The 19,751-nt window shown below is 58.1% G+C and carries 17 protein-coding genes and 1 pseudogene; 5 read left to right on the forward strand and 13 right to left on the reverse strand.

Translation table 11 applies throughout. From position 1 onward, the window contains the following. Nucleotides 1-222: 222 nt before the first annotated feature. The 4 genes from F3J41_RS06615 to F3J41_RS06630 all read right to left on the reverse strand — a co-directional run bounded on the left by F3J41_RS06615 (nt 223) and on the right by F3J41_RS06630 (nt 5,063). Complete coding sequence (locus F3J41_RS06615; protein ID WP_059012441.1) at nt 223-1,461, reverse strand: aromatic amino acid transporter; 1,239 nt, start codon at nt 1,459-1,461, stop codon at nt 223-225. Nucleotides 1,462-1,617: 156 nt separating this feature from the next. Beyond that, the gene (locus F3J41_RS06620; protein WP_166710350.1) at nt 1,618-2,628 is read right to left on the reverse strand and encodes a Gfo/Idh/MocA family protein; all 1,011 of its coding nucleotides are present in this window, start codon (nt 2,626-2,628) and stop codon (nt 1,618-1,620) included. A 31-nt stretch (nt 2,629-2,659) separates the two neighbouring features. Further along, nucleotides 2,660-3,481, reverse strand: coding sequence for a TIM barrel protein (locus F3J41_RS06625; protein ID WP_166710352.1), 822 nt, complete (start codon nt 3,479-3,481; stop codon nt 2,660-2,662). Between the two features lie 136 nt (nt 3,482-3,617). Further along, nucleotides 3,618-5,063: a sugar porter family MFS transporter gene (locus F3J41_RS06630; protein WP_058759139.1), complete on the reverse strand. Its 1,446-nt coding sequence runs from the start codon at nt 5,061-5,063 to the stop codon at nt 3,618-3,620. A gap of 317 nt (nt 5,064-5,380) precedes the next feature. On the opposite strand from F3J41_RS06630, the gene F3J41_RS06635 reads away from it, so the two are divergent. Beyond that, nucleotides 5,381-6,724 carry an MFS transporter gene (locus tag F3J41_RS06635; protein WP_141495976.1) on the forward strand — a complete coding sequence of 448 codons (1,344 nt, stop codon included), beginning with the start codon at nt 5,381-5,383 and terminating at the stop codon, nt 6,722-6,724. Between the two features lie 3 nt (nt 6,725-6,727). Here the strand turns inward: F3J41_RS06635 and arnF are convergent, their stop codons facing one another. The 7 genes from arnF to arnB are packed head-to-tail and all read right to left on the reverse strand — an operon-like array spanning nt 6,728 to nt 14,072. Next, complete coding sequence (arnF, locus tag F3J41_RS06640; RefSeq protein WP_058781501.1) at nt 6,728-7,090, reverse strand: 4-amino-4-deoxy-L-arabinose-phosphoundecaprenol flippase subunit ArnF; 363 nt, start codon at nt 7,088-7,090, stop codon at nt 6,728-6,730. Further along, on the reverse strand, nt 7,087-7,407 hold the full coding sequence (gene arnE, locus F3J41_RS06645) for a 4-amino-4-deoxy-L-arabinose-phosphoundecaprenol flippase subunit ArnE (RefSeq protein ID WP_166710355.1): 321 nt from the start codon (nt 7,405-7,407) through the stop codon (nt 7,087-7,089). The genes arnF and arnE overlap by 4 nt, the downstream gene beginning before the upstream one ends. Further along, nucleotides 7,404-9,059, reverse strand: coding sequence for a lipid IV(A) 4-amino-4-deoxy-L-arabinosyltransferase (gene arnT / locus F3J41_RS06650; protein ID WP_166710802.1), 1,656 nt, complete (start codon nt 9,057-9,059; stop codon nt 7,404-7,406). The genes arnE and arnT overlap by 4 nt, the downstream gene beginning before the upstream one ends. Nucleotides 9,060-9,090: 31 nt before the next feature. Continuing rightward, entirely contained in the window at nt 9,091-9,975 is an 885-nt protein-coding gene (gene arnD / locus F3J41_RS06655; protein ID WP_166710357.1) for a 4-deoxy-4-formamido-L-arabinose-phosphoundecaprenol deformylase, read from the reverse strand. Then, entirely contained in the window at nt 9,972-11,951 is a 1,980-nt protein-coding gene (gene arnA / locus F3J41_RS06660) for a bifunctional UDP-4-amino-4-deoxy-L-arabinose formyltransferase/UDP-glucuronic acid oxidase ArnA (protein ID WP_166710359.1), read from the reverse strand. The genes arnD and arnA overlap by 4 nt, the downstream gene beginning before the upstream one ends. Continuing rightward, nucleotides 11,948-12,934 (reverse strand): undecaprenyl-phosphate 4-deoxy-4-formamido-L-arabinose transferase, encoded by a 987-nt coding sequence (gene arnC, locus F3J41_RS06665; protein WP_021509379.1) that lies wholly within the window; start codon nt 12,932-12,934, stop codon nt 11,948-11,950. Before arnC ends, arnA begins: the two co-directional genes overlap by 4 nt. 1 nt (nt 12,935) lies before the next feature. Continuing rightward, nucleotides 12,936-14,072, reverse strand: coding sequence for a UDP-4-amino-4-deoxy-L-arabinose aminotransferase (gene arnB / locus F3J41_RS06670; protein ID WP_058776364.1), 1,137 nt, complete (start codon nt 14,070-14,072; stop codon nt 12,936-12,938). A gap of 457 nt (nt 14,073-14,529) precedes the next feature. Between arnB and F3J41_RS06675 the strand changes: the two genes are divergently transcribed. Next, nucleotides 14,530-14,745 carry a hypothetical protein gene (locus F3J41_RS06675; RefSeq protein WP_227746467.1) on the forward strand — a complete coding sequence of 72 codons (216 nt, stop codon included), beginning with the start codon at nt 14,530-14,532 and terminating at the stop codon, nt 14,743-14,745. A gap of 487 nt (nt 14,746-15,232) precedes the next feature. Here the strand turns inward: F3J41_RS06675 and F3J41_RS06680 are convergent, their stop codons facing one another. Continuing rightward, nucleotides 15,233-15,388: a hypothetical protein gene (locus F3J41_RS06680; RefSeq protein ID WP_155519926.1), complete on the reverse strand. Its 156-nt coding sequence runs from the start codon at nt 15,386-15,388 to the stop codon at nt 15,233-15,235. Between F3J41_RS06680 and F3J41_RS06685 the strand changes: the two genes are divergently transcribed. From F3J41_RS06685 to F3J41_RS06695, 3 genes are all read left to right on the forward strand, one after another. Then, nucleotides 15,387-16,151 (forward strand): A24 family peptidase, encoded by a 765-nt coding sequence (locus tag F3J41_RS06685; protein ID WP_166710361.1) that lies wholly within the window; start codon nt 15,387-15,389, stop codon nt 16,149-16,151. The genes F3J41_RS06680 and F3J41_RS06685 overlap by 2 nt on opposite strands. A 215-nt stretch (nt 16,152-16,366) precedes the next feature. Continuing rightward, entirely contained in the window at nt 16,367-17,749 is a 1,383-nt protein-coding gene (locus F3J41_RS06690; protein WP_021509096.1) for a diaminobutyrate--2-oxoglutarate transaminase, read from the forward strand. 12 nt (nt 17,750-17,761) lie between these two features. After that, nucleotides 17,762-19,228, forward strand: coding sequence for an aspartate aminotransferase family protein (locus F3J41_RS06695; RefSeq protein ID WP_166710363.1), 1,467 nt, complete (start codon nt 17,762-17,764; stop codon nt 19,226-19,228). An 83-nt stretch (nt 19,229-19,311) separates the two neighbouring features. On the opposite strand, the pseudogene F3J41_RS06700 reads toward F3J41_RS06695, so the two are convergent. Next, nucleotides 19,312-19,704: pseudogene (locus F3J41_RS06700) on the reverse strand (RidA family protein). Between the last annotated feature and the right edge of the window lie 47 nt (nt 19,705-19,751).

A 19,751-nucleotide genomic window follows, 5' to 3' on the forward strand; every position in this document is an offset into this window, starting at 1 on the left:
CCTGGACGCGGCAGCAGCTCAACTGGCAGCCCAACGGACCGGGTCTTATCGCTGACTTGAGCAGAGTGAATTATTCAACCCATTCGTAGCCCCAGCGCCGGGTAGCGGCGCAATTCATTGCGCAATTTACAACGCTGCGGTGGCCAGATTCGCGCGATAAATCGCGCCGCTACGCTACGAATAGTGTGCAACCTCACCTCTGAACCCCATGGCTCACGCCACTCAGGCCGCAGCAAATTGCGGTAACACACCCAGCCAGCTCAGCGTCCATGCCAGCACATTCAGCGCGCCGAAAAGCAGTACCAGGCCAATCGCCAGTGGCGTACGCGGCCGATCGGCGAAGCGCTGTTGCGCACGCCGTGCCAGCAGCGCTGGAATAATCACCGCCCACAGCGTGGCAAACAGACCGGCAAAACCGATGGCGGCGACGAAGCCATGCGGCCACCATAGCGAAGCGAGCAGCGGCGGCAAAAATGTCAGGCAGGCGGTTTGTAGCCGCGCGCGCGGGGAATGTCCCCAGCCGAGGCGGTCGGCGATGAAATCAAACAGGCCTGCCGTCACGCCGAGAAACGAGGCTATCACCGCGAAATGTGAGAACACCGACATCATCAGCGATAACGCGCGCACGTGCAGATGATCGCGCAGCGCGGCCATCAGCGCGGCAATATCTCCACCCTGCTGCACGATGTCAGGAAACGCGGCGCGCGGCAAATTCCCCATGGTGCAGACAATCCAGAACAGATACAGCGCCAGCGACATCAGCGTGCCCAGCACCAGCGCGCGTGTCACCGGCGACTCGCAGCGCTGATAATAACTCACCAGCCCGGTGATGTTACCGTGATAGCCAAAAGAGGCCAGACAGAACGGCAGCACGCCCAGCGCGTAAGGCCAGTAGCTGTCTCCCGGCGCGGCGGCAGCGAACAGCGAGGGCACATCCACCTGGGTTAACAGCCCGCCGAACAGCAAAATCAATAGCAGGATTTTTGCCAGCACACAGAACGTCATCAAACGACTGACGCCGGTGGTGCCGAGCCATACCACAGCGGCGACACACAACGTCAGCGCGATTTTTGCCCCGGCGGTTGAGAGCGGCACGCCAAGCTGATTCAGCGAGTGCTGATAAACCGGACCGCTGGCTGAGATATAGGCGTAGGTGAGAATGCCCAGCACAAACAGGATGCTGAGGCCATTAATGCTGGCCCAGCCGCGCCCAAGCAAATCGCGCGTCAGCGTATCGTAACCTGCGCCCGGCGGATAATGCAGGCTGACACGCATAAACAGCAGCCCGGACAGCAGCATTGCGCCCCAGCTTATGCCCAGCAGCAGCAGCGCCCAGCCAAACCACGCCCCGGCCATCACGATCGGTAACGTAAACATACCGGCGCCCACTACCGTCCCACAGATGATCATGGCGCCCCACCATACCGAGGGCTGGCGGCGCGCCATTACGCTCTCCGTCATCACACTTTTCCTTGCACAACATAAAGGCGGCGATGATACACGGGATCGGTAACAAATGTGAGGCGCGGCGGTGACTGACGGAAAGACAGCTGTCAACAGGTGACAACGTCACACAAAGCGCACCGGTTAGGGTGCGCCAGCCGCGATGTGACGGGATTAACGATAGAAAGCCGGACGTGGCGGCATGGTAATCGGGACAATGTCACCGTTGTTCTGTGCCGCAACACAGGCATCGGCCGCCACGGCGGCGGCATAGCCGTCCCACGCCGACGGGCCAGTCATATTGCCTGACAGCACGTTGTTAATGAAATCCTGCAGCTCAACGTCATAGGCAGCGATGAAACGTTTTTTCCAGTCGGTCAGAATGCCAGTGGAGAGCTGCGCCGCGTGGCGGGTTTGCACCGACATTGGTTCAGGCAGGCGGGCAATGCCGCTCTCGCCAACCACCTCACACTGAATGTCGTAACCATAGGCACAGTTCACAAAGATCTCGACATCAATGCGGATACCCTTCGCGGTTTCCAGCAGCACAATCTGCGGATCTTTCAGGTGCGATGACGCGTGGCGGGTCTTGCGGGGGTAAATCACCTGCGCGCTGACGTAATCATCGTTCAGCAGCCAGCGCAGCACGTCGAGTTCATGGATCAACGTATCGGTGATCGCCATATCGGTGGTATAAGCATCGCCGACCGCCGGATTGCGGTGCGCGCAGTGTAGTATCAGCGGCTCACCCAGGGTGCCGCCGTCGATAACCGCTTTCAGCGCGCGATAGCCGCTGTCGTACGGTCGCATAAAACCCACCTGCACCAGTTTTTTGCCCGCGGCAATTTCCGCTTCGACAATATTCATACAGCCCTGCGCGGTCACCGCCAGTGGCTTCTCGCAGAATACCGCTTTGCCGGCTTTGATGGCTGCCAGCACAAACTCTTCATGCGTCGGGCCCCATGAGGTAACCAGAATGGCCTGCACCTCCGGCGCGGCGATTAAATCGTGCGCGTTGTCGTAAATCTCCGCCTGCAAGCCGAGCTCGCTAATCACCTGCTCACAGTTGTTGCGATTGATATCATTAAGCGCGACCACGCGCGCATGCTGCAGCACCTGGCTGCAACGACGAATGTGTTCACGGCCGATAGCGCCAGTGCCGATTACACCAATATTGAGTGTCATGCGAGGTTCCTTCAGCAAAATGCCGGATTGGTTAGTGGTTGAGATAATCAATGCTGCTGCGGATTTCGCGCGCAATATCCTCAGCGCTCCAGCTCTCCATCACCGAAGAAAACGGCTCGAAAGCATAAATACCGTGATAGCCCATCTCTTCCAGGCGCTGCACCTGCTCGCGGGATTTCAGCAGGTCATCCGCGCTCAGCATGATGCGCTCTTCGTCGGTGAGTTGATGAGTCGGGCGCGCATCCGTTACGCCAGAGAGATGCACCAGGCCGATATGATTCACGTCTACGCCACCGGCAAAATCCTGTTCGGCGCCTTCGTACAGGTGATGATGGAAGGTATCCAGCACGATGTTAAACGGCACGCCGGCCTGAGCGATAAGCTGCTGCGCCAGCGCGGCGGAGCGCAGTGAGCTCTGCGGAAAACCGAGTGGTTCAACCAGCCCGGCAACACCATATTCGGCAAACAGCGGCGCCAGGGTTTGCAGTGCCTGTACGGTTTGCTCATTACTCACTGGCGTCCCATCATTGAGCGGACAGAGCACCAGCGCTTTCGCCCCGGTGGCGCGCGCATCGGCTAACAGCGCGCGCGTTTTTTCCAGCACCGCATCATCTAACTGATTGAAGGGATACACCGCGTTGATGGTTTCGATCTCAAGCTGATGCTGCGCTGCCAGACGACGCACCTCCTCACCGCCTGCGCCGTCGGTCACGCTGCCGCTTTTCATATCGTTGCGTATTTCAACTTTATTTAATCCCAGCTGTTCCACCAGCGCGAAGAATTCCGCCATGCTGAGATGAGGGGCAATTTTACGGTTAACACAGAATCGGTCACTGCTTATTTTGTAGGTCATGATCTTTCCTGGATAATAATCACTGGGTAAGGTTCTGTTTGCTGCAAGGTACTGACATGCCCTGATAGTAAGTTATCTTTTTTGCCCGCTCTGCGGCTTCTTTGAGTGATTTACATCAGCCTGAGCGCCCTCACATTTAGCCTTTGCCGTCATACAGTTCATAGAAATAGTGTTCGACCTGTTCCAGGCTGCGCCCTTTGGTTTCCGGGATAGCGCGCAGTACAAACAGGGCGCCGCCGATCCCGATCACGGCGAAGGTGAGAAACGCCCCTGCCAGGCCAAAGGCGGCCAGCAACAGCGGGAAGGCCATGGAAATGGCGAAGTTGGCAATCCACAAGGCAAAAACGGCACCGCCCATGCAAATGCCGCGCATGCGCGCCGGGAAGATTTCCGACAGCAGCAACCAGGTGACCGGTGACAGCGCGCCCTGCTGAAAACATAAAAACATCAGCATTCCGGCCAGTACCAGATAGGCCCGCAGCAGATTAACCGCACCACCGGCGTGATACTCCGGCATAAGCAGGCACACCGTAGCGATAAAGAACAGGCAGGCGGTACAGCCCATCTGCCCAATCAGCACCAACGGACGACGACCAACCTTACCGATTATCACAATCCCCACCAGCGTCATGATTACGGAGATCACGCCGTTGGCGATGGTGGCGAACAACGCCGCATCGTTGCTCAGGCCGGTAGCAGTGAGCATGGTTGGCGCGTAGTACATGATGGTATTCACACCGGTCAGCTGCTGGATGGCGGCAATGCCAATTCCCAGCAAAAACACTTTGCGCAGCCATGGCGTGCGCAGGTCACGCAGGCGACCTTTGCCTTGCTGGCGATGCTCTTCGATGGTCTCTTCGATCTCCTCCAGCTCCCACTCTACGTCCTCCGCCGCCCGGGTTTTCTCCAGCACCCTGCGCGCGCCAGCGGTGTTGCCGCGCATGACATGCCAGCGTGGACTTTCCGGCATAAAGATCATCCCGATCCACAACAGCACGGCGGGTACGGTGGAGATGGCCAGCATCCAGCGCCAGGTATGTTCACCACCCCAGATTTCATTAAAGGTGGCATTGGAGACATAGGCCAGCAGCTGGCCAGAGACAATCATCAGCTCCTGCAGCGTCACCAGTTGACCGCGTTTATTCGCCGGGGCAATTTCCGCGATATACACCGGCACAGTGGCAGCCGCCCCGCCAACGGCAATACCAAGAAACAGGCGTGACGCAATCATCGTCACCACATCAGGTGCGAAGGCAGAGCCGACCGCGCCGAGGGCGAAAATAAAGGCCAGCGTGATGATGATTTTGCGGCGTCCGAGGGCATCCGCGAAGTGCCCTGCCAGCAGTGCGCCAAAGGCAGCGCCGAATAACAGTGAACTGGTGACCAGCCCGGTAGTGAACGGCGTGAGATGTAAATCGCTGCGCATGAACAGCAGCGCGCCGGATACCACGCCGGTATCGTAACCAAACAGCAACCCGCCGAGTGTCGCCACCAGCGCGATGATTTTTACGAAGGGTTCGGTTTTTGTTGTGCTGTTGGGGCCGGACGCGGTGTTGGTGGAGAGATAAAGTTCTTTTTCCATAATACCTCCTGGTAAAAAATGCGTTAGGAAAAGCATCAGAACAAAGCAGCGCGTCCAGGCTATCGGCATTTTTATTTCATGTTAATTTATATTTGAAACCTGCTTTTCAAATTGTGAGTTCAAGCCTTTTGACCGGTTTATTTTGATGGATTTACATCAGCAGAAAAAAGGTGAATGAAGATCGGGCGAGGTGGTTATTTAAGCGCAGCAGATCGGCCCCTTTACGCCGGGAGTCGCCACGCTTTGTGATCAATCGCGCAACAACTGCACAAACCTTCTTGTATGGTAGTCGCTCTTTAACCTCTTAGGGATTTGTCATGGCCTCTTCAACTGTTGCTCAATCTGATACCGCTGAAGCTCACCCTAAATCATTGATTCGCCGCGTCGCCAGCGCCTCGGCGATAGGCACGGCGGCAGAGTATTACGACTTTTTCGCTTACGGTACGGCAGCGGTACTGTTCTTTGGCCATCTGTTCTTTCCCAGTCACGATCCGCTGGTCAGCACACTCGCTGCCTTCGCCACTTATGCGGTTGGCTTCCTCGCACGTCCCATTGGCGGCATGGTGTTTGGGCACATCGGCGACAAAGTGGGACGCAAAAAGGCGCTGGTGGCGACCATCCTGATCGTGGGCCTTGGCACGTTCTGCATTGGCCTGTTGCCAACCTACGAAAAAATTGGCGTCTGGGCCCCGATATTACTGATTGCCATCCGCTTGCTGCAGGGGTTTGGCGTTGGCGGCGAACAGGCGGGCGCGGTATTAATGACGGCCGAATATGCGCAGCCTGCCCGGCGCGGTTTCTTTGCCAGCTGGGTGCAGATTGGTGCTCCGGTCGGGTTTCTGCTGCCGCTGGCGCTGTTCGCTATGCTTAATGCCGCGCTGAGCGCGGAGCAGATGATGGACTGGGGCTGGCGCGTACCTTTTCTGCTCAGCGCGCTGCTGGTGATTGTCGGCCTGTTTATTCGCCTGCGCATTGATGAATCGCCGGTCTTCGCCGCCATTCGTGAAACCAAAGCGGCAGAATCCAGGCCGTTAAAAGAGGTGCTGCGTGGTAATCCACGGCTGGTGGTTAACGGCGTGGCAGCGAAACTGATCGAAGCCTGCGCCTTCGCCCTGTTTACCGTCATCATCCTTGCCTGGGGTAAGGCTAATCAGCTTGATGCCGGCATTTTGATGAACAGTATGATCGTCGCGGTGATCCTCGAAGTACTGGCGATCCCGCTGATGGGTGCCCTTTCCGACCGCATCGGTCGCAAGCCGGTTTACCTGATCGGCACGCTGCTGATCATGCTCTCGATCGTGCCCTTTTTTCTCGCGCTGGCGCACAACAGCTACTGGCTCACGCAGCTGGCGATGATCGTGGCGCTGACGCTGGGCCACAGCATGTGTTATGCCCCGCAGGCGTCATGGTTCCCCGAACTGTTTCCCACGCACATTCGCTGCAGCGGTATCGCGGTGATCTGGCAGATCGGTTCGCTGATCGGCAGCGGCGTACTCGGACTGGTGGCGGTGAAGATTCTGCAGGTGACCCATGGCCACTGGTATGGTCTGGCGCTGTATGTTGCAGTGCTGGGGGTGATTTCTTTGTTCGGCCTGCTGCGTCTGCCGGAAACGGCGCCAGGCCGCCGCCAGGGTGAATATCACCCGTGGCAGCAGCATTAACGGTTAACGGCGCGGCAGCGCCACACACAGCAGGCCGCAGACGATCAATATGACGCCAGCGAGACTGCTCCAGCGGAAGGTTTCATGCAAGGCTGGCAGGGAAATGGCGGCCAGCCACACCAGCACATAGCTCAGACTGAGCAGCGGATAGAGCCGGTTGAGCGGCAACAGCCGCAGCGCCAGCAGCCAGCACAGCATTGAGCAGCCGTAGGCCGCCAGTCCGCCGATTAACGGTATCAGGCCGTGCTGCCACGGTAGCGCGGTCCATGTATCCAGCGGTGGCAGCGCGAGCATTGCCGTGCGCAGCAGCAGCTGCGCCAGCGACACCAGCAGCACGCTGGCCAGCGCCAGCAGCCAGCCCTTCACAGATGGCTCCCCATCAGCGCAACCCCGGCAACGATCGCCAACGTACCCAGCCACTGCCGCCGCGTGTAGGTCTCACGCCAGATGACGCGCGCCGCCACCGCCACCAGCACAAAATTCAGGCTCAGCATCGGGTAAGCCAAGCTGACCGGCACGGTGCGCAGCACCACCAGCCACAGCAGCATCGCCGTCCCCAGCAGCAACAGGCTGAGCACCAGCCAGCCGAACAGCCGGTGCCCGCCGCAGTGGGCCGCCTGTTTCTGGCACAGCTGGGCGGCACAACTGAGCAGGCTTACCAGCAGGATCAGCAGCAGATTCATGGTGTCGCGTTGTAGCCGTAGTAGACCAGCCGTCCCTGCTGATACACATCATCCGGCACCGGCAGATGCGCATCCGCTTGCTTTTCGTCAGAATTCAGCAGCAGCACCAGTGCCACAGGACCCTGTCGGCGATGCAGGCGCAGCCAGTCAGCGAAGGCTTCCTCGTCGACGTAGCGCGTTTTTGCATCGGGATAACCCAGTCCGTACTCCAGCTCACCTTTTTCATCGAAGAAAGTGATATCGCTGCGGCGCAATTCCCATGCGACCGCAGAAGCGATGCCGGAATTGTCCACCACCAGATAGCGGCTCTGCGCCAGCTGTGGCCGCACGGCACTCACGAAACTCTGCGGCTGTTTGCTGTCACGTACCTTTTGCGGGATAGCCAACCCGACCAGCAGCGCCAATGCCAGCGGGCAAAGCGCAGCCAGTTGCCAGCGGCCTGTTTTCAGGCTTAACCAGCCCATCACCGCCCAGCCGGCAAATGCCAGCGCAGCGCACACTACCCGCAGCAACTCATCGCGCGCGTACACCGGATGGTGCGCCAGCCCCCAGGGTGCCAGCACCACCACGACCAGCAGCGTGGCAACCAGACCAAACAGCAGGTTGATCCAGCCATTTACCGCCAACGCCTGTTTCAGGCGCGCGGTGTTACCGTGCGCATAATGCGCCATTAACAACGCCAGCGGCGCAAAGCACGGCAGAATATAGGTCGGCAGTTTGCCTTTGGCGATGCTAAAGAACAGCAGCGGCAGTACAACCCAGCTGAGCAAATAGATCGCGGCAGCGTGCTGCTGACGCTGACGCCATGCGCCGCTCAGCGCGCCTGGCAACAGGCCGAGCCACGGTAAACAGCCCGCCACCAACACCGGCAGGTAATACCAGAACGGCGCTTTGTGCTGCGCATCGCTCTCCGCGAAGCGCTGAATATGTTCGACCCAGAAGAAGTAGTGCCAGAAATCGCCTTCCTGATGCTGAATGGACAGCGCCCAGGGCGCGCTGATCGCGGCCGCCACCAGCACAGTAAGCGGGCCCCAGCGCAGCAGTTCGCCAAAACGTCGCTGCCAGAGCACCCAGGGCACAATCGCCAGCACCGGCACCGCCAGCGCCAGAAAGCCTTTGGTCATGAACCCCATGGCACAGGCCGCGCCGAGCAGCACATACCCCGTCAGCCGCTGTGAGGTACTGTGCGCCTGCGCAGCAAACCAAAAGCTGCACATTGCCGCCACCAGCCACAGCAGCAGAATCGGATCGAGCACGGCATAGGTGCCGATGCCGTAAACCAGCAGCGAGGTAAGAAAGATCACGCTGGCGGTGAGCGCTATTTTGCGGCTGGCGAACATCCGCTTGCCCAGCCAGTAGATCAGCATGGCACTCAGCGTGGTACAGATAATCGCACCGGCGCGCACGCCAAAATTATTATGCCCAAATAACAGCTGGCCAAAATTATTGATCCAGTAACCGGCAATCGGCTTCTCGAAGTAGCGCAAATCGAAAAAGTGCGGCACCACCCAGTTACCGCTCAGCAGCATCTCGCGGCTGATTTCGGCATAGCGGGTTTCATCCGGCTGCCAGAGATCACGGAATGGCACCGGGATCAGATAATAGAGAGCAAAAAGCGCTATCAGCAGCACTATGCGGGTGCGGCTGCGCATCGGTGTTTCCATACTTGAGTCCTGTAAAATGTTAACTCTGGCAACCCAGCCAGCCTTCCCGGCCGGCAATATGCCCGCGCACCACATGGCCCTGCGGCAGCGTATTGAGATCGTCCGGCAGCAGCTCGCTCAGCGGACAAAACCGGATGCCCTGCTGCTGCGCGCGCGTCAGCAGATCGGCAAAGGCGGGCAAACCGACGATGCCTTCGACCTCTGCGTGAATGGTATAGACCGGCGTACCGCTGGCGGCATGCATCTGCGCGAGAATAAAGTCGTTAAACCCCTCCGCGCTGACCTGCTGGCCCACCACTTCATCCCACGTCGGCAGGGTTACCGGAATTTGCACCGTGCCGAGGCTGCCATCGTTGAGGCGCGGAATGAACGGCCCGCTGCCGCGACAGTCGCTGTTATAGCGAAAGCCAAACGGCTGCTTGGCATCCAGTACCCGGCTGTCGGCGCGCCAGCCTGCCACCGCAGAGCAGGTGACACTGTCACCCAAAATGGCTTCCAGCGTCGCTTTACCGCGCGCAATCTGCGCATTCAGCTGCTGTGGCGACCAGACGCCAGCCCAGGTCTGCCAGGCAAAGTGATCCCACGCATGTAACCCCACTTCATGGTGATCTGCCGTGGCGCGAATAATCGACGCCAGCCCTTTGCCTATTTCGCGGCCCGGCCAGGCGGTACCGGCCAGTAAAATATCCCAGCCGTACAGCGAGGCCGCGCGCGAACGCAGCATTTTCCACAGAAAGCGCGGCTTCATCAGGCGCCACAGGTGGCGCCCCATGTTGTCCGGCCCAACGCTGAAGAAGAAGCTGGCCTGCAGCTGATGCAGGCTGAACTGCTGCAGCAGCGCCGGTACGCCCAGTTGCGTGCCGCGCCAGGTATCGACATCAACACGCAAACCCACTCGCTTCATGGCTTTTCCTGTAGCTCAACGGTGCGCAGGAAGAAGTCCAGCGTGTTGTCGATGGTGGTATCCATCGCCACGGTTGGCGTCCAGTCGAGCAGACGGCGGGCGTTTTTAATCGACGGCTTGCGGTGCTCCACGTCCTGATAGCCCTTGCCATAGTAGCTGCTGCTCTCTACCTCACGGAAACCGGCAAACGGCGGGAAGCGATCGCGCAGCGGGTGGCGCTCAAAGCTGGCCAGCAGGTGTTCCGCCAGCTCTTTGATACTGGCTTCGTTCTCCGGGTTACCAATGTTAACGATCTGGCCATCGCAGTTGTTGTGTTTGTTCTCGATAATGCAGAACAGCGCTTCGATACCGTCGCGAATATCGGTGAAACAGCGCTTCTGCGCGCCGCCGTCGATCAGCTTGATCGGCGAACCTTCCACCAGATTGAGGATCAGCTGGGTGATGGCGCGAGAACTGCCGATACGCGCGGCGTTGAGGTTATCCAGTCGCGGGCCCATCCAGTTAAACGGACGGAACAGCGTAAAGCGCAGCCCCTCTTTTTCGCCATAGGCCCATAGCACCCGGTCCAGCAGCTGTTTTGATACCGAATAGATCCAGCGCTGTTTATTGATCGGTCCGACCACCAGGTTGGAGTGATCCTCGTCGAAATGCTGATCGGTACACATACCGTACACTTCGGAGGTCGACGGGAAAATGATGCGCTTTTTATACTTCACGCAGTCACGAATAATCTTCAGGTTCTCTTCGAAATCCAGCTCGAATACGCGTAGCGGATTACGGGTATATTCGATCGGCGTGGCGATCGCCACCAGCGGCAGCACCACGTCACATTTCTTGATGTGATACTCAATCCATTCAGAGTGGATGCTGATATCCCCTTCAACGAAGTGGAAGCGCGGTTCATCCAGGAAGCGGCTGATGGCATCGGAACCGATATCCAGGCCATAAACCTCAAAGTTATCATCCTGCAGCAGGCGTTCGGTGAGATGGTTGCCGATAAAGCCGTTTACGCCGAGGATCAGCACCCGCGTGCGGCGTTTTACCGCAGCAACCGGCTGCGAGTAAAGCAGCGCACCCGGCACCATGCCCAGACTCTGCGCCAGCTGGCTGCCGTTCATGTAAACACCGTTGTCGCTCTGCCCGGTGACCACTTCAAGCGCGCCCTCGCCGCAGGCAATCAGGAACGGCTCTACCGACAGCACCGTGCCCGGTTTGGCGCTGGGCGCATCCTGGTGAACCCGCCCTTTCCACACCACGAATTTCACCGTGCCGGCATACGCAAACGCACCTGGCCAGGGATCGGTGACTGCGCGCACCAGGTTATTCACTTTAGCCGCCGGCAGCTCCCAGTTGATACGGCCATCCTCCGGCGTGCGGCGACCGACCACGGTCGCTTCCGCGTCGTTCTGCGGCGTGGCGGCAATCTCACCGCGCTTCATCGGCGGCAGCGCGCCTTCCAGCAGCTGGCCGGCGCAGGCCACCAGCTTACGGTGCAGCGTCAGCGCATTATCCTGCGGGTCAATCGCCACGCGCTGCTGCGCCACAATGTCGCCGGCATCGGCACGTTTCACCATGCGGTGCAGCGTTACGCCAGTTTCCGTCTCGCCGTTGACCAGCACCCAGTTAAGCGGCGCACGACCACGGTATTTCGGCAGCAGCGAACCGTGCAGGTTAAACGCGCCAACCCGCGCGCAGTTCAGAATGGTATCGCTCAGCAGTGCGCGATAATAAAACGAGAAGATAAAGTCCGGCTGCATGGCGCGGATGCGATCCACCCACAGCGGATGGTTAGCATCTTCCGGCGCATAAACCGGAATGCCCTGCTCAGCCGCGAGGCGTGCTACCGAAGGAAACGCATGGCTCTCCGGCGAGGTGTCCGCATGGGTGAAGATGGCACTGATTTCATAGCCTGCGTTCAGCAGCGCAGTGATGCCTGCACAGCCCATTTCGGCATAGGCGAAGACGATAGTTTTCATTGCTTAATTTCCTGTACAGACGGGGCATCTTGTTGCGGATGGATAACACGTTGAATGAAGTAGCGCGGACGGGCGCGTACGTCGTTATAAATACGACCGATGTATTCGCCCAGCAGGCCCATGCCGACAAACTGCGCGCCGACAAAAATAAACAGCACGGCAAACAGCATGAACACACCGTCACCGGCCCAGCTGGCACCGAGGAACAGGCGCAGCACAATCAGGATCAGAGAAAAGGCGAAACCGGCCAGCGCGATTAAGCTGCCGACAATACTCAGCAGACGCAGCGGCGTGGTGGTCAGGCAGGTCACCAGGTCATACATCAGGTTGATCAGCTTCATGAAGCTGTATTTGGAGTCGCCAAACTCACGCTCGGCATGCGTAACCGGCAGTTCAATGGTGCGGCGCGCGAAGGTGTTCGCCAGAATCGGGATAAAGGTGCTGCGTTCGTGGCAGTTGAGCATCGCATCAACAATGTGACGGCGATAGGCGCGCAGCATGCAGCCATAATCGCCCATCGCTTTGCCGGTCACGCGCTGAATCAGGTGGTTGATAGTGCGTGAAGCGCGGCGACGGAACCAGCTGTCCTGACGGTTCTGACGCACGGTGCCGACCACGTCATAGCCCTGCTGTGCGGCTTTGACCAGATTGGGGATCTCTTCCGGCGGGTTTTGCAGATCGGCATCCAGCGTAATGATCACATCACCGGAAACATGGCTGAAACCGGCCATAATCGCCGAGTGTTGCCCGTAGTTGCGATTCAGCAGCACGCCGACCACGTGACTGCCCGGCATATCCGCCGCATCGGCGATCATCTGCGCGGAGCGGTCGGCGCTGCCGTCATCCACCAGTAAGATTTCATAATCAAGGCCGAGCGTGCGGCAGGCAGCGTCGGTACGGCGCACCAGCTCCGGCAGGCTCTGTTCTTCGTTGTACACCGGGATCACCACGGAGACTTTGCGAATCGGTTTTTCTTCCAGCATCTCAGGCTCCCGCAAGGTGGCGTAAGGCAGTAATCACACGCGTTACATCGTCATCGAGCATGTCGGGGAACAGGGGCAGCGAGCAGATACGTTCGCTGTTCCATTCGGTGGCCGGCAGCGAGAGCTGCGGATAGCGTTCACGGTAATACTTGTGGGTATGCGCGGCGCGGAAATGCAGGCCGGTGCCGATGTCATGAATTTTCAACTGCTCCATCAGCGCATCGCGACTGATACCGCAGCGCGTTTCGTCCACGCGAATGATAAACAGATGCCACGCATGCTGATGCGGCCACGCCGGCTGCACCAGCGGCAGCAACGGCGTATCTGCCAGCTCGCGCAAATAGCGCGCGGCGATGGCCTGGCGACGTGCATTGATGGCCGGCAACTTTTGCAGCTGCACCAGCGCAATCGCGGCGTTGATGTCTGGCAGGTTGTATTTAAAACCGGGCATGATCACTTCGGCCTGCGGTTTGCGGCCATGGGTATGGCGATCGTAGGCATCGACGCCGAGGCCGTGGAATTTCAGGCTGCGCAGGCGGTCAGCCAGCTGCGCGTCATCGGTCACGACGATGCCACCTTCGGCGCAGGTGATGTTTTTGATGGCGTGCAGCGAGAAGATTGCGGTGCCCTGCTGCCCGACGTGCCGGCCTTTGTAGTAGCAACCTACCGCGTGGGCCGCATCTTCAATGAGCGGGATATTGTGGCGCGCGCTGACGGCGCGAAGGGCGTCGATATCCGCCGGCGCACCGGCATAGTGAACCGGCACGATGGCGCGGGTGCGCGGCGTAATGGCCGCTTCGATCTGTTCTGCGCTCACCATCAGGTTATCGCGATCCACATCGATCATCACCGGCGTAGCGCCCAGCAGCGTAATGATATTGAGCGTAGAAACCCAGGTCAGCGACGGGGTGATCACCTCGTCACCGGGCTGGATACCCAGCGCCATCAACGTGACGTGCATGCCTGCTGTGGCGGAGCTGACGGCAATAGCGTGCTGGTTGCCGGTGAGCTGGCAAAACGCCTGCTCCAGCGCAGCATTCTGCGGTCCGGTGGTAATCCAGCCCGATGCAAATACCGCCTGCACCGCGGCCAGTTCTTCCTCACCCAATGCCGGGCGCGAAAACGGAAGGAAACTCATAAGATAACCTTACTGTTGTGCCTGAAAACATGCTGAAAAATAAAACAAGCGTTATTGCCGCGCATGACAACCTGATGAAACACGCTGTAACCTTTTGTTTAAACGTTACTTAAACGAGTGCGTTTGATGTGCTGTTGTCATCTGCGCGCAACAAAACTTAAGCAGGTCTGTTTTATCGCTATAAGAAACCAAAATACGGGGGAAAACTTAACTGAACATTAAATGGCAAAGCGGCACGCTGACTTTTTTACGTGATGTTGAAGATTGGTAGAAGATTGCGCGCCGGGGCCGGAAATCAGCATCGGATCAGACATCATTGGCCTGCATGACGACACACGGCAATCAAAGTGGCTATTTTTCAATACATTAACTAAGAGACTATACTGTTCTTAAGGTTATCCTAAGGTTGGCTGCTTATTCTTCCCTGGGATAGTGACGCCAAAGGCTGGACAGGAGAATGATGATGAGAACCGCGACTGACAGACTTTCACAGGCAGCACTGCGCCGGCATCACATTGGCGTGAAAACAAAAGGATTGCGTTTCCGCGGTGAGCTGTATGTGTTTCGCTATAACGCCGGCCATTACGACGTATTTCGCAACAGCGAATGGGTGATGTCGCTCGCCACCAGCAATGTGCTGGAAGCCATGCAGCAGTTTAAACAAAGCCAGTAAATTACAGAGCCAGTAAATTCGCTGGCGCACTGATTGGATTATGATCTGTCTCCGCTGGTGTATTGGTTAGATTGTTGCCAGCCTCAGCTAGCGCATCGATAGGATTTTTGCCTGTCTTCGCATCGATTTGGTCATTGCCAGCCGGTGAAATTCACGCATCCCCGCTTATATCTTCTCTGTTCTCTGGAACCCGCTCGTAAATCCTGCTGCAAATCGCTGCAACGCCGCTTTGCTGCTCGCCACGCCGTCTCCACCGGCGTATTGTGACTCTCGCACACCGGCCAGGGTTGTCGACAGATCGCGGTGCGCATCCATGCGCACCCTACAGGTTTTGTAGGGTCGCCATTCATGGCGACCTGCCATCAAACCGCACAAATCCGTAGCGGCGCGATTTCGCGGTGCGCATAAATGCGCGCCCGGCGAAACCTGTAGGGTCGCCATTTATGGTGACCTGCCGTCAAACCGCACAAATCCGTAGCGGCGCGATTTATCGCGCAAACAGGTTATGCGGCACCTTTATGGCAACCTGCTGTGCAATCGGGCAAAAAATCGCCCCCACTGTAACCGCGCCATGAACTGCACGGTCGCCATTGATGGCGACAGAAAAACCCAACGCTGCATGGACAGCAGGAGAAAACATCATGGAAATCGCCTACTGGCTAATCGGTACACTGCTGGCGCTGTGCGTCGGTAGCTTTCTCAACGTGGTCATTTATCGCCTGCCGCAGCAGGTAATGAACCCGCAACCCGGCATTCCCCTGCTGCTGCCGCGCTCGCACTGTCCACACTGCCAGACCACGCTGCGCGCGATCGATATGCTGCCGCTGCTCAGCTGGCTGCTATTACGCGGACGCTGTCGCTACTGCCACCACCCGGTGAGTCTGCGCTACCCGCTGACGGAACTGCTCACCGCCGCGATCAGCCTGGCGCTGGCCTGGCTGCTGCCGCCCGATAGCCGCCTGCCTGCCGCCCTGCTGCTCGCCTGGATTCTGCTGGCGCTGACCCTCATCGACATTGAGCATCTGCTGTTGCCGGACGCTCTCACCCTTTCACTGCTGTGGCTTGGCCTGCTGTTCAAAGCGCTGCACTGGCTGCCCGGAACGCTGCATGACGCGGTGTTCGGCGCGATAGCCGGCTACAGCGCACTGCGGCTAATGGGTGGACTCTACCAGCTGATAAAAAAGCGCCCCGGTCTCGGTGGCGGAGACGCCAAACTGCTGGCTGCGCTGGGTGCCTGGCTTGGCTGGGCGCTTTTACCCTTTGTGCTGTTACTGGCTTGCACAGGCGCAATTTTATTTGTTCTGCTGGCCCGATTAGGCTGGCAACGCGAGCTGCATTACGTGCTGCCCTTTGGTCCTTGGCTGGCACTGGCGGGCATAAGTCTTTTTATTCACACGATTATTTAATCGCCTGTTCATATCGCGGCGCTAAAATAAGTGGCCAGTTTCTGTCCAACGTCCTGATTCCTATATGAAAAGAATAAACAATTCTAAACAAAATTAATCATTGTGATGTGCGTCAAAAGGCTCTATATTGGCCGCGTTTTTTGAGCCACTGATACTTTTTTGTTCAACTAGTCAATCGGCCAGCCTGTTCGAGCCCCGGTTGAAGGAGAGATATGATGACGGATAAAGTCCGTATTGATACTTTTGGTGCCAACTCATTCAACGGAAACAACGACGCATTCTTAGCCCGTCAGGCTGAGTTTGAATCAAACGTCAGGAGTTACCCGCGCAAGTTGCCTTTAGCGATTGCCAAAGCCAATGGCGTGTGGATTACGGATGTTGAAAACAAACAATATCTTGACTGTCTGGCTGGCGCAGGGACGCTGGCACTTGGTCATAACCATCCTGATGTTCTGCAGAGCATCCAAAATGTCATTACCAGCGGCTTGCCGTTACATACTCTTGATCTGACGACGCCACTGAAAGATCAGTTCTCCGAATCTCTGCTCTCGCTGCTGCCAGGTCAGGGTAAAGAGTACTGCCTGCAGTTCACCGGTCCATCCGGTGCTGATGCCGTTGAAGCGGCGCTGAAACTGGCGAAAAAAGTCACCGGCCGCAGCGGCGTAATCAGCTTCTCTGGCGGTTACCACGGGATGACGCACGGCGCGCTGTCCGTGACCGGCAACCTGTCGCCGAAAGAAGCGGTTGACGGCATGATGCCAGAAGTGCAGTTCATGCCTTACCCGCACCTGTACCGTTGCCCGCTGGGCCTCGGCGGCGAAGCTGGCGTGAAAGCCCTGACCTACTACTTCGAAAACCTGATCAACGACGTTGAAAGCGGCGTGCGTAAGCCTGCGGCCGTGATCCTCGAAGCGGTACAGGGTGAAGGCGGCGTGAACCCGGCGCCAGCTGAGTGGCTGCAGCGCATCCGCAAAGTGACCCAGGAACACGGCATTCTGCTGATCCTTGACGAAGTCCAGGCTGGCTTTGCCCGTACCGGTAAGTTCTTTGCCTTCGAACACGCGGGCATTGAGCCAGACATCATCGTGATGTCTAAAGCGGTGGGTGGCGGTCTGCCTCTGGCCGTGCTGGGTATTAAAAAGCAGTTTGACGCCTGGTCACCTGGCCACCACACCGGTACCTTCCGCGGCAACCAGCTGGCGATGGCAACCGGTCTGGCGACGCTGAAGATCCTGACCGAGCAGAACATCGCCGGCAAAGTGGCAGAACAGGGTGAATGGCTGAAAGCCCAGCTGAACGCGATGGCGAAACGCTTCCCGGTTATTGGTCACGTACGCGGCCTCGGGATGATGATCGGTATCGAAATCGTTAAGCCACACGAGCCAGCTGACCACATGGGCAGCTTCCCGGCCGACGGCGAACTCTCTGCACTGCTGCAGAAAAAATGCTTCGAAGCCGGTCTGATTCTGGAGCGTGGCGGTCGTCACGGTGCGGTACTGCGCCTGCTGCCATCACTGCTGATCAGCAATGAAGAGCTGGCCGTGTTCCTGGATAAATTTGAGCAGGCGCTGCTGGGCGCTGGCGTCAAACCTGTTTGACTGGAAGAGTAAATGTCTGAAGTAAACCCGATTCTGGCCGCCTCGGCCCCGAGCATTGAGGCGTACCAGCAGGCGATTGCCCAGAGCAGCGCCGCGGTTGTGCAGTGGCTGCAACAGCCTGAGATGTACCAGGGCAAAACGGTTGCCGAACTGCGCGAGCGTATCACGCTCGACTTCAATCCAAACGGCCTGGGCAACCAGGCCGCGATTGAACGTGCGATTGAATATTTCCTCAAAGACAGTCTGGCGGTGCACCATCCGCAGTGCGTTGCGCACCTGCACTGTCCTAGCCTGGTGGTAAGCCAGGCGGCTGAAGTGCTGATCAACGCCACTAACCAGAGCATGGATTCGTGGGATCAGAGCCCTTCTGCCACCATTATTGAAATCAAACTGATTGAGTGGCTGCGTGCGCAGGTTGGCTATCCGGCCGGTGATGCGGGCGTGTTCACCAGCGGCGGTACGCAGAGCAACCTGATGGGCCTGATGCTGGCACGTGACGCTTTCTATGCACGTCAGGGCCATTCCGTGCAGCAGCACGGCATCACTGGCGATCTGCGTAAGATTAAAGTGCTGTGCTCAGAAAACGCCCACTTCTCCGTGCAGAAGAACATGGCGCTGCTGGGCCACGGCTATCAGTCTGTGGTGCAGGTGAAATCGGATCAGTTCGCCCGTATGGACGTGAATGACCTGAAAGCCAAACTGGCACAGGCTCAAGCCAACGGCGAACAGATCCTGGCGATCGTCGCGACGGCAGGCACCACCGATGCCGGCGCCATCGATCCGCTGCGTGAAATCGCAGCCATCGCCGCCGAGCACAACATCTGGGTGCACGTGGATGCGGCCTGGGGCGGTGCGCTGCTGCTGTCTGAAAAGTATCGTCATTACCTGGATGGTCTGGAGCTGGTGGATTCCGTCACCCTCGACTTCCACAAACAATACTTCCAGACCATCAGCTGCGGCGCGTTCCTGCTGAAAGACGCGCGTCACTATGAGCTGATGCGTTATCAGGCAGCTTACCTGAACTCCGAGTTCGATGAAGAAGCCGGTGTGCCGAACCTGGTGTCCAAATCACTGCAGACCACGCGTCGTTTCGATGCGCTGAAACTGTGGATGGGTCTGGAAGCGCTGGGTCAGAAACAGTACGCCGCGATTATCGACCACGGCGTAAGCCTGGCACAGGACGTCGCGCAGTTCGTTGAATCTGAGCCGCGTCTGGAACTGGTAATGCAGCCACAGCTGGCCAGCGTGCTGTTCCGCTATCGTCCAGCCCAGCTGAGCGACAGCGCGCAGATCGCCCTGTTCAACCAGCGTATCGGCGATGCGCTGCTGGAGTCTGGCCGCGCTAACGTCGGTGTGACCGAGCATGCAGGCGTGACCTGCCTGAAGCTGACGCTGCTGAACCCGACCGTCACGCTGGAAGACATCAAGCTGCTGCTGGCGCTGGTAGAAAAAACTGCTGATCAATTGCTGAGCGCCTGATTAGGCGTGAAGTAAATAAGCCGCTAACCGGCAACGGTTAGCGGCTTTTTTTATAGCTTAAAAACAGATCGCCGCACGCTGGCTCACTGCGGAATGCGTGCAATTACCTTGATTTCAAAATCATAACCCGCCAGCCAGTTGACGCCCACCGCCGTCCAGTTGGGATAAGGCTCATCGCCGAAGAAGCGCAGCCGGACTTCGTTCACCGTGGCGAACTACGCTTCCGGATCGGTATGAAACGTAGTGACATCAACCACGTCATCGAAACTGCAACCGGCGGCCTTCAGCACCGCCGCGAGATTGGTAAATGCCTGATTAACCTGACGCGTGAAATCCGGCTCGGCGGTGCCATCATCCCGGCTGCCTACCTGGCCGGAAACAAACAGCAGGTCGCCGGAGCGAATCGCCGCAGAGTATTTATTGATGTTGTACAACGCCTGACGGCCCGCTGGAAAAACAGCATCGCGTTTGTTCATAATCGTACTCCTGAAGATGAGAGAAGAAAGCGGGTTAGCTATGCCCG

Source organism: Pantoea sp. Ap-870, from assembly GCF_011752515.1.
Classification (GTDB): Bacteria; Pseudomonadota; Gammaproteobacteria; order Enterobacterales; family Enterobacteriaceae; genus Pantoea; species Pantoea dispersa.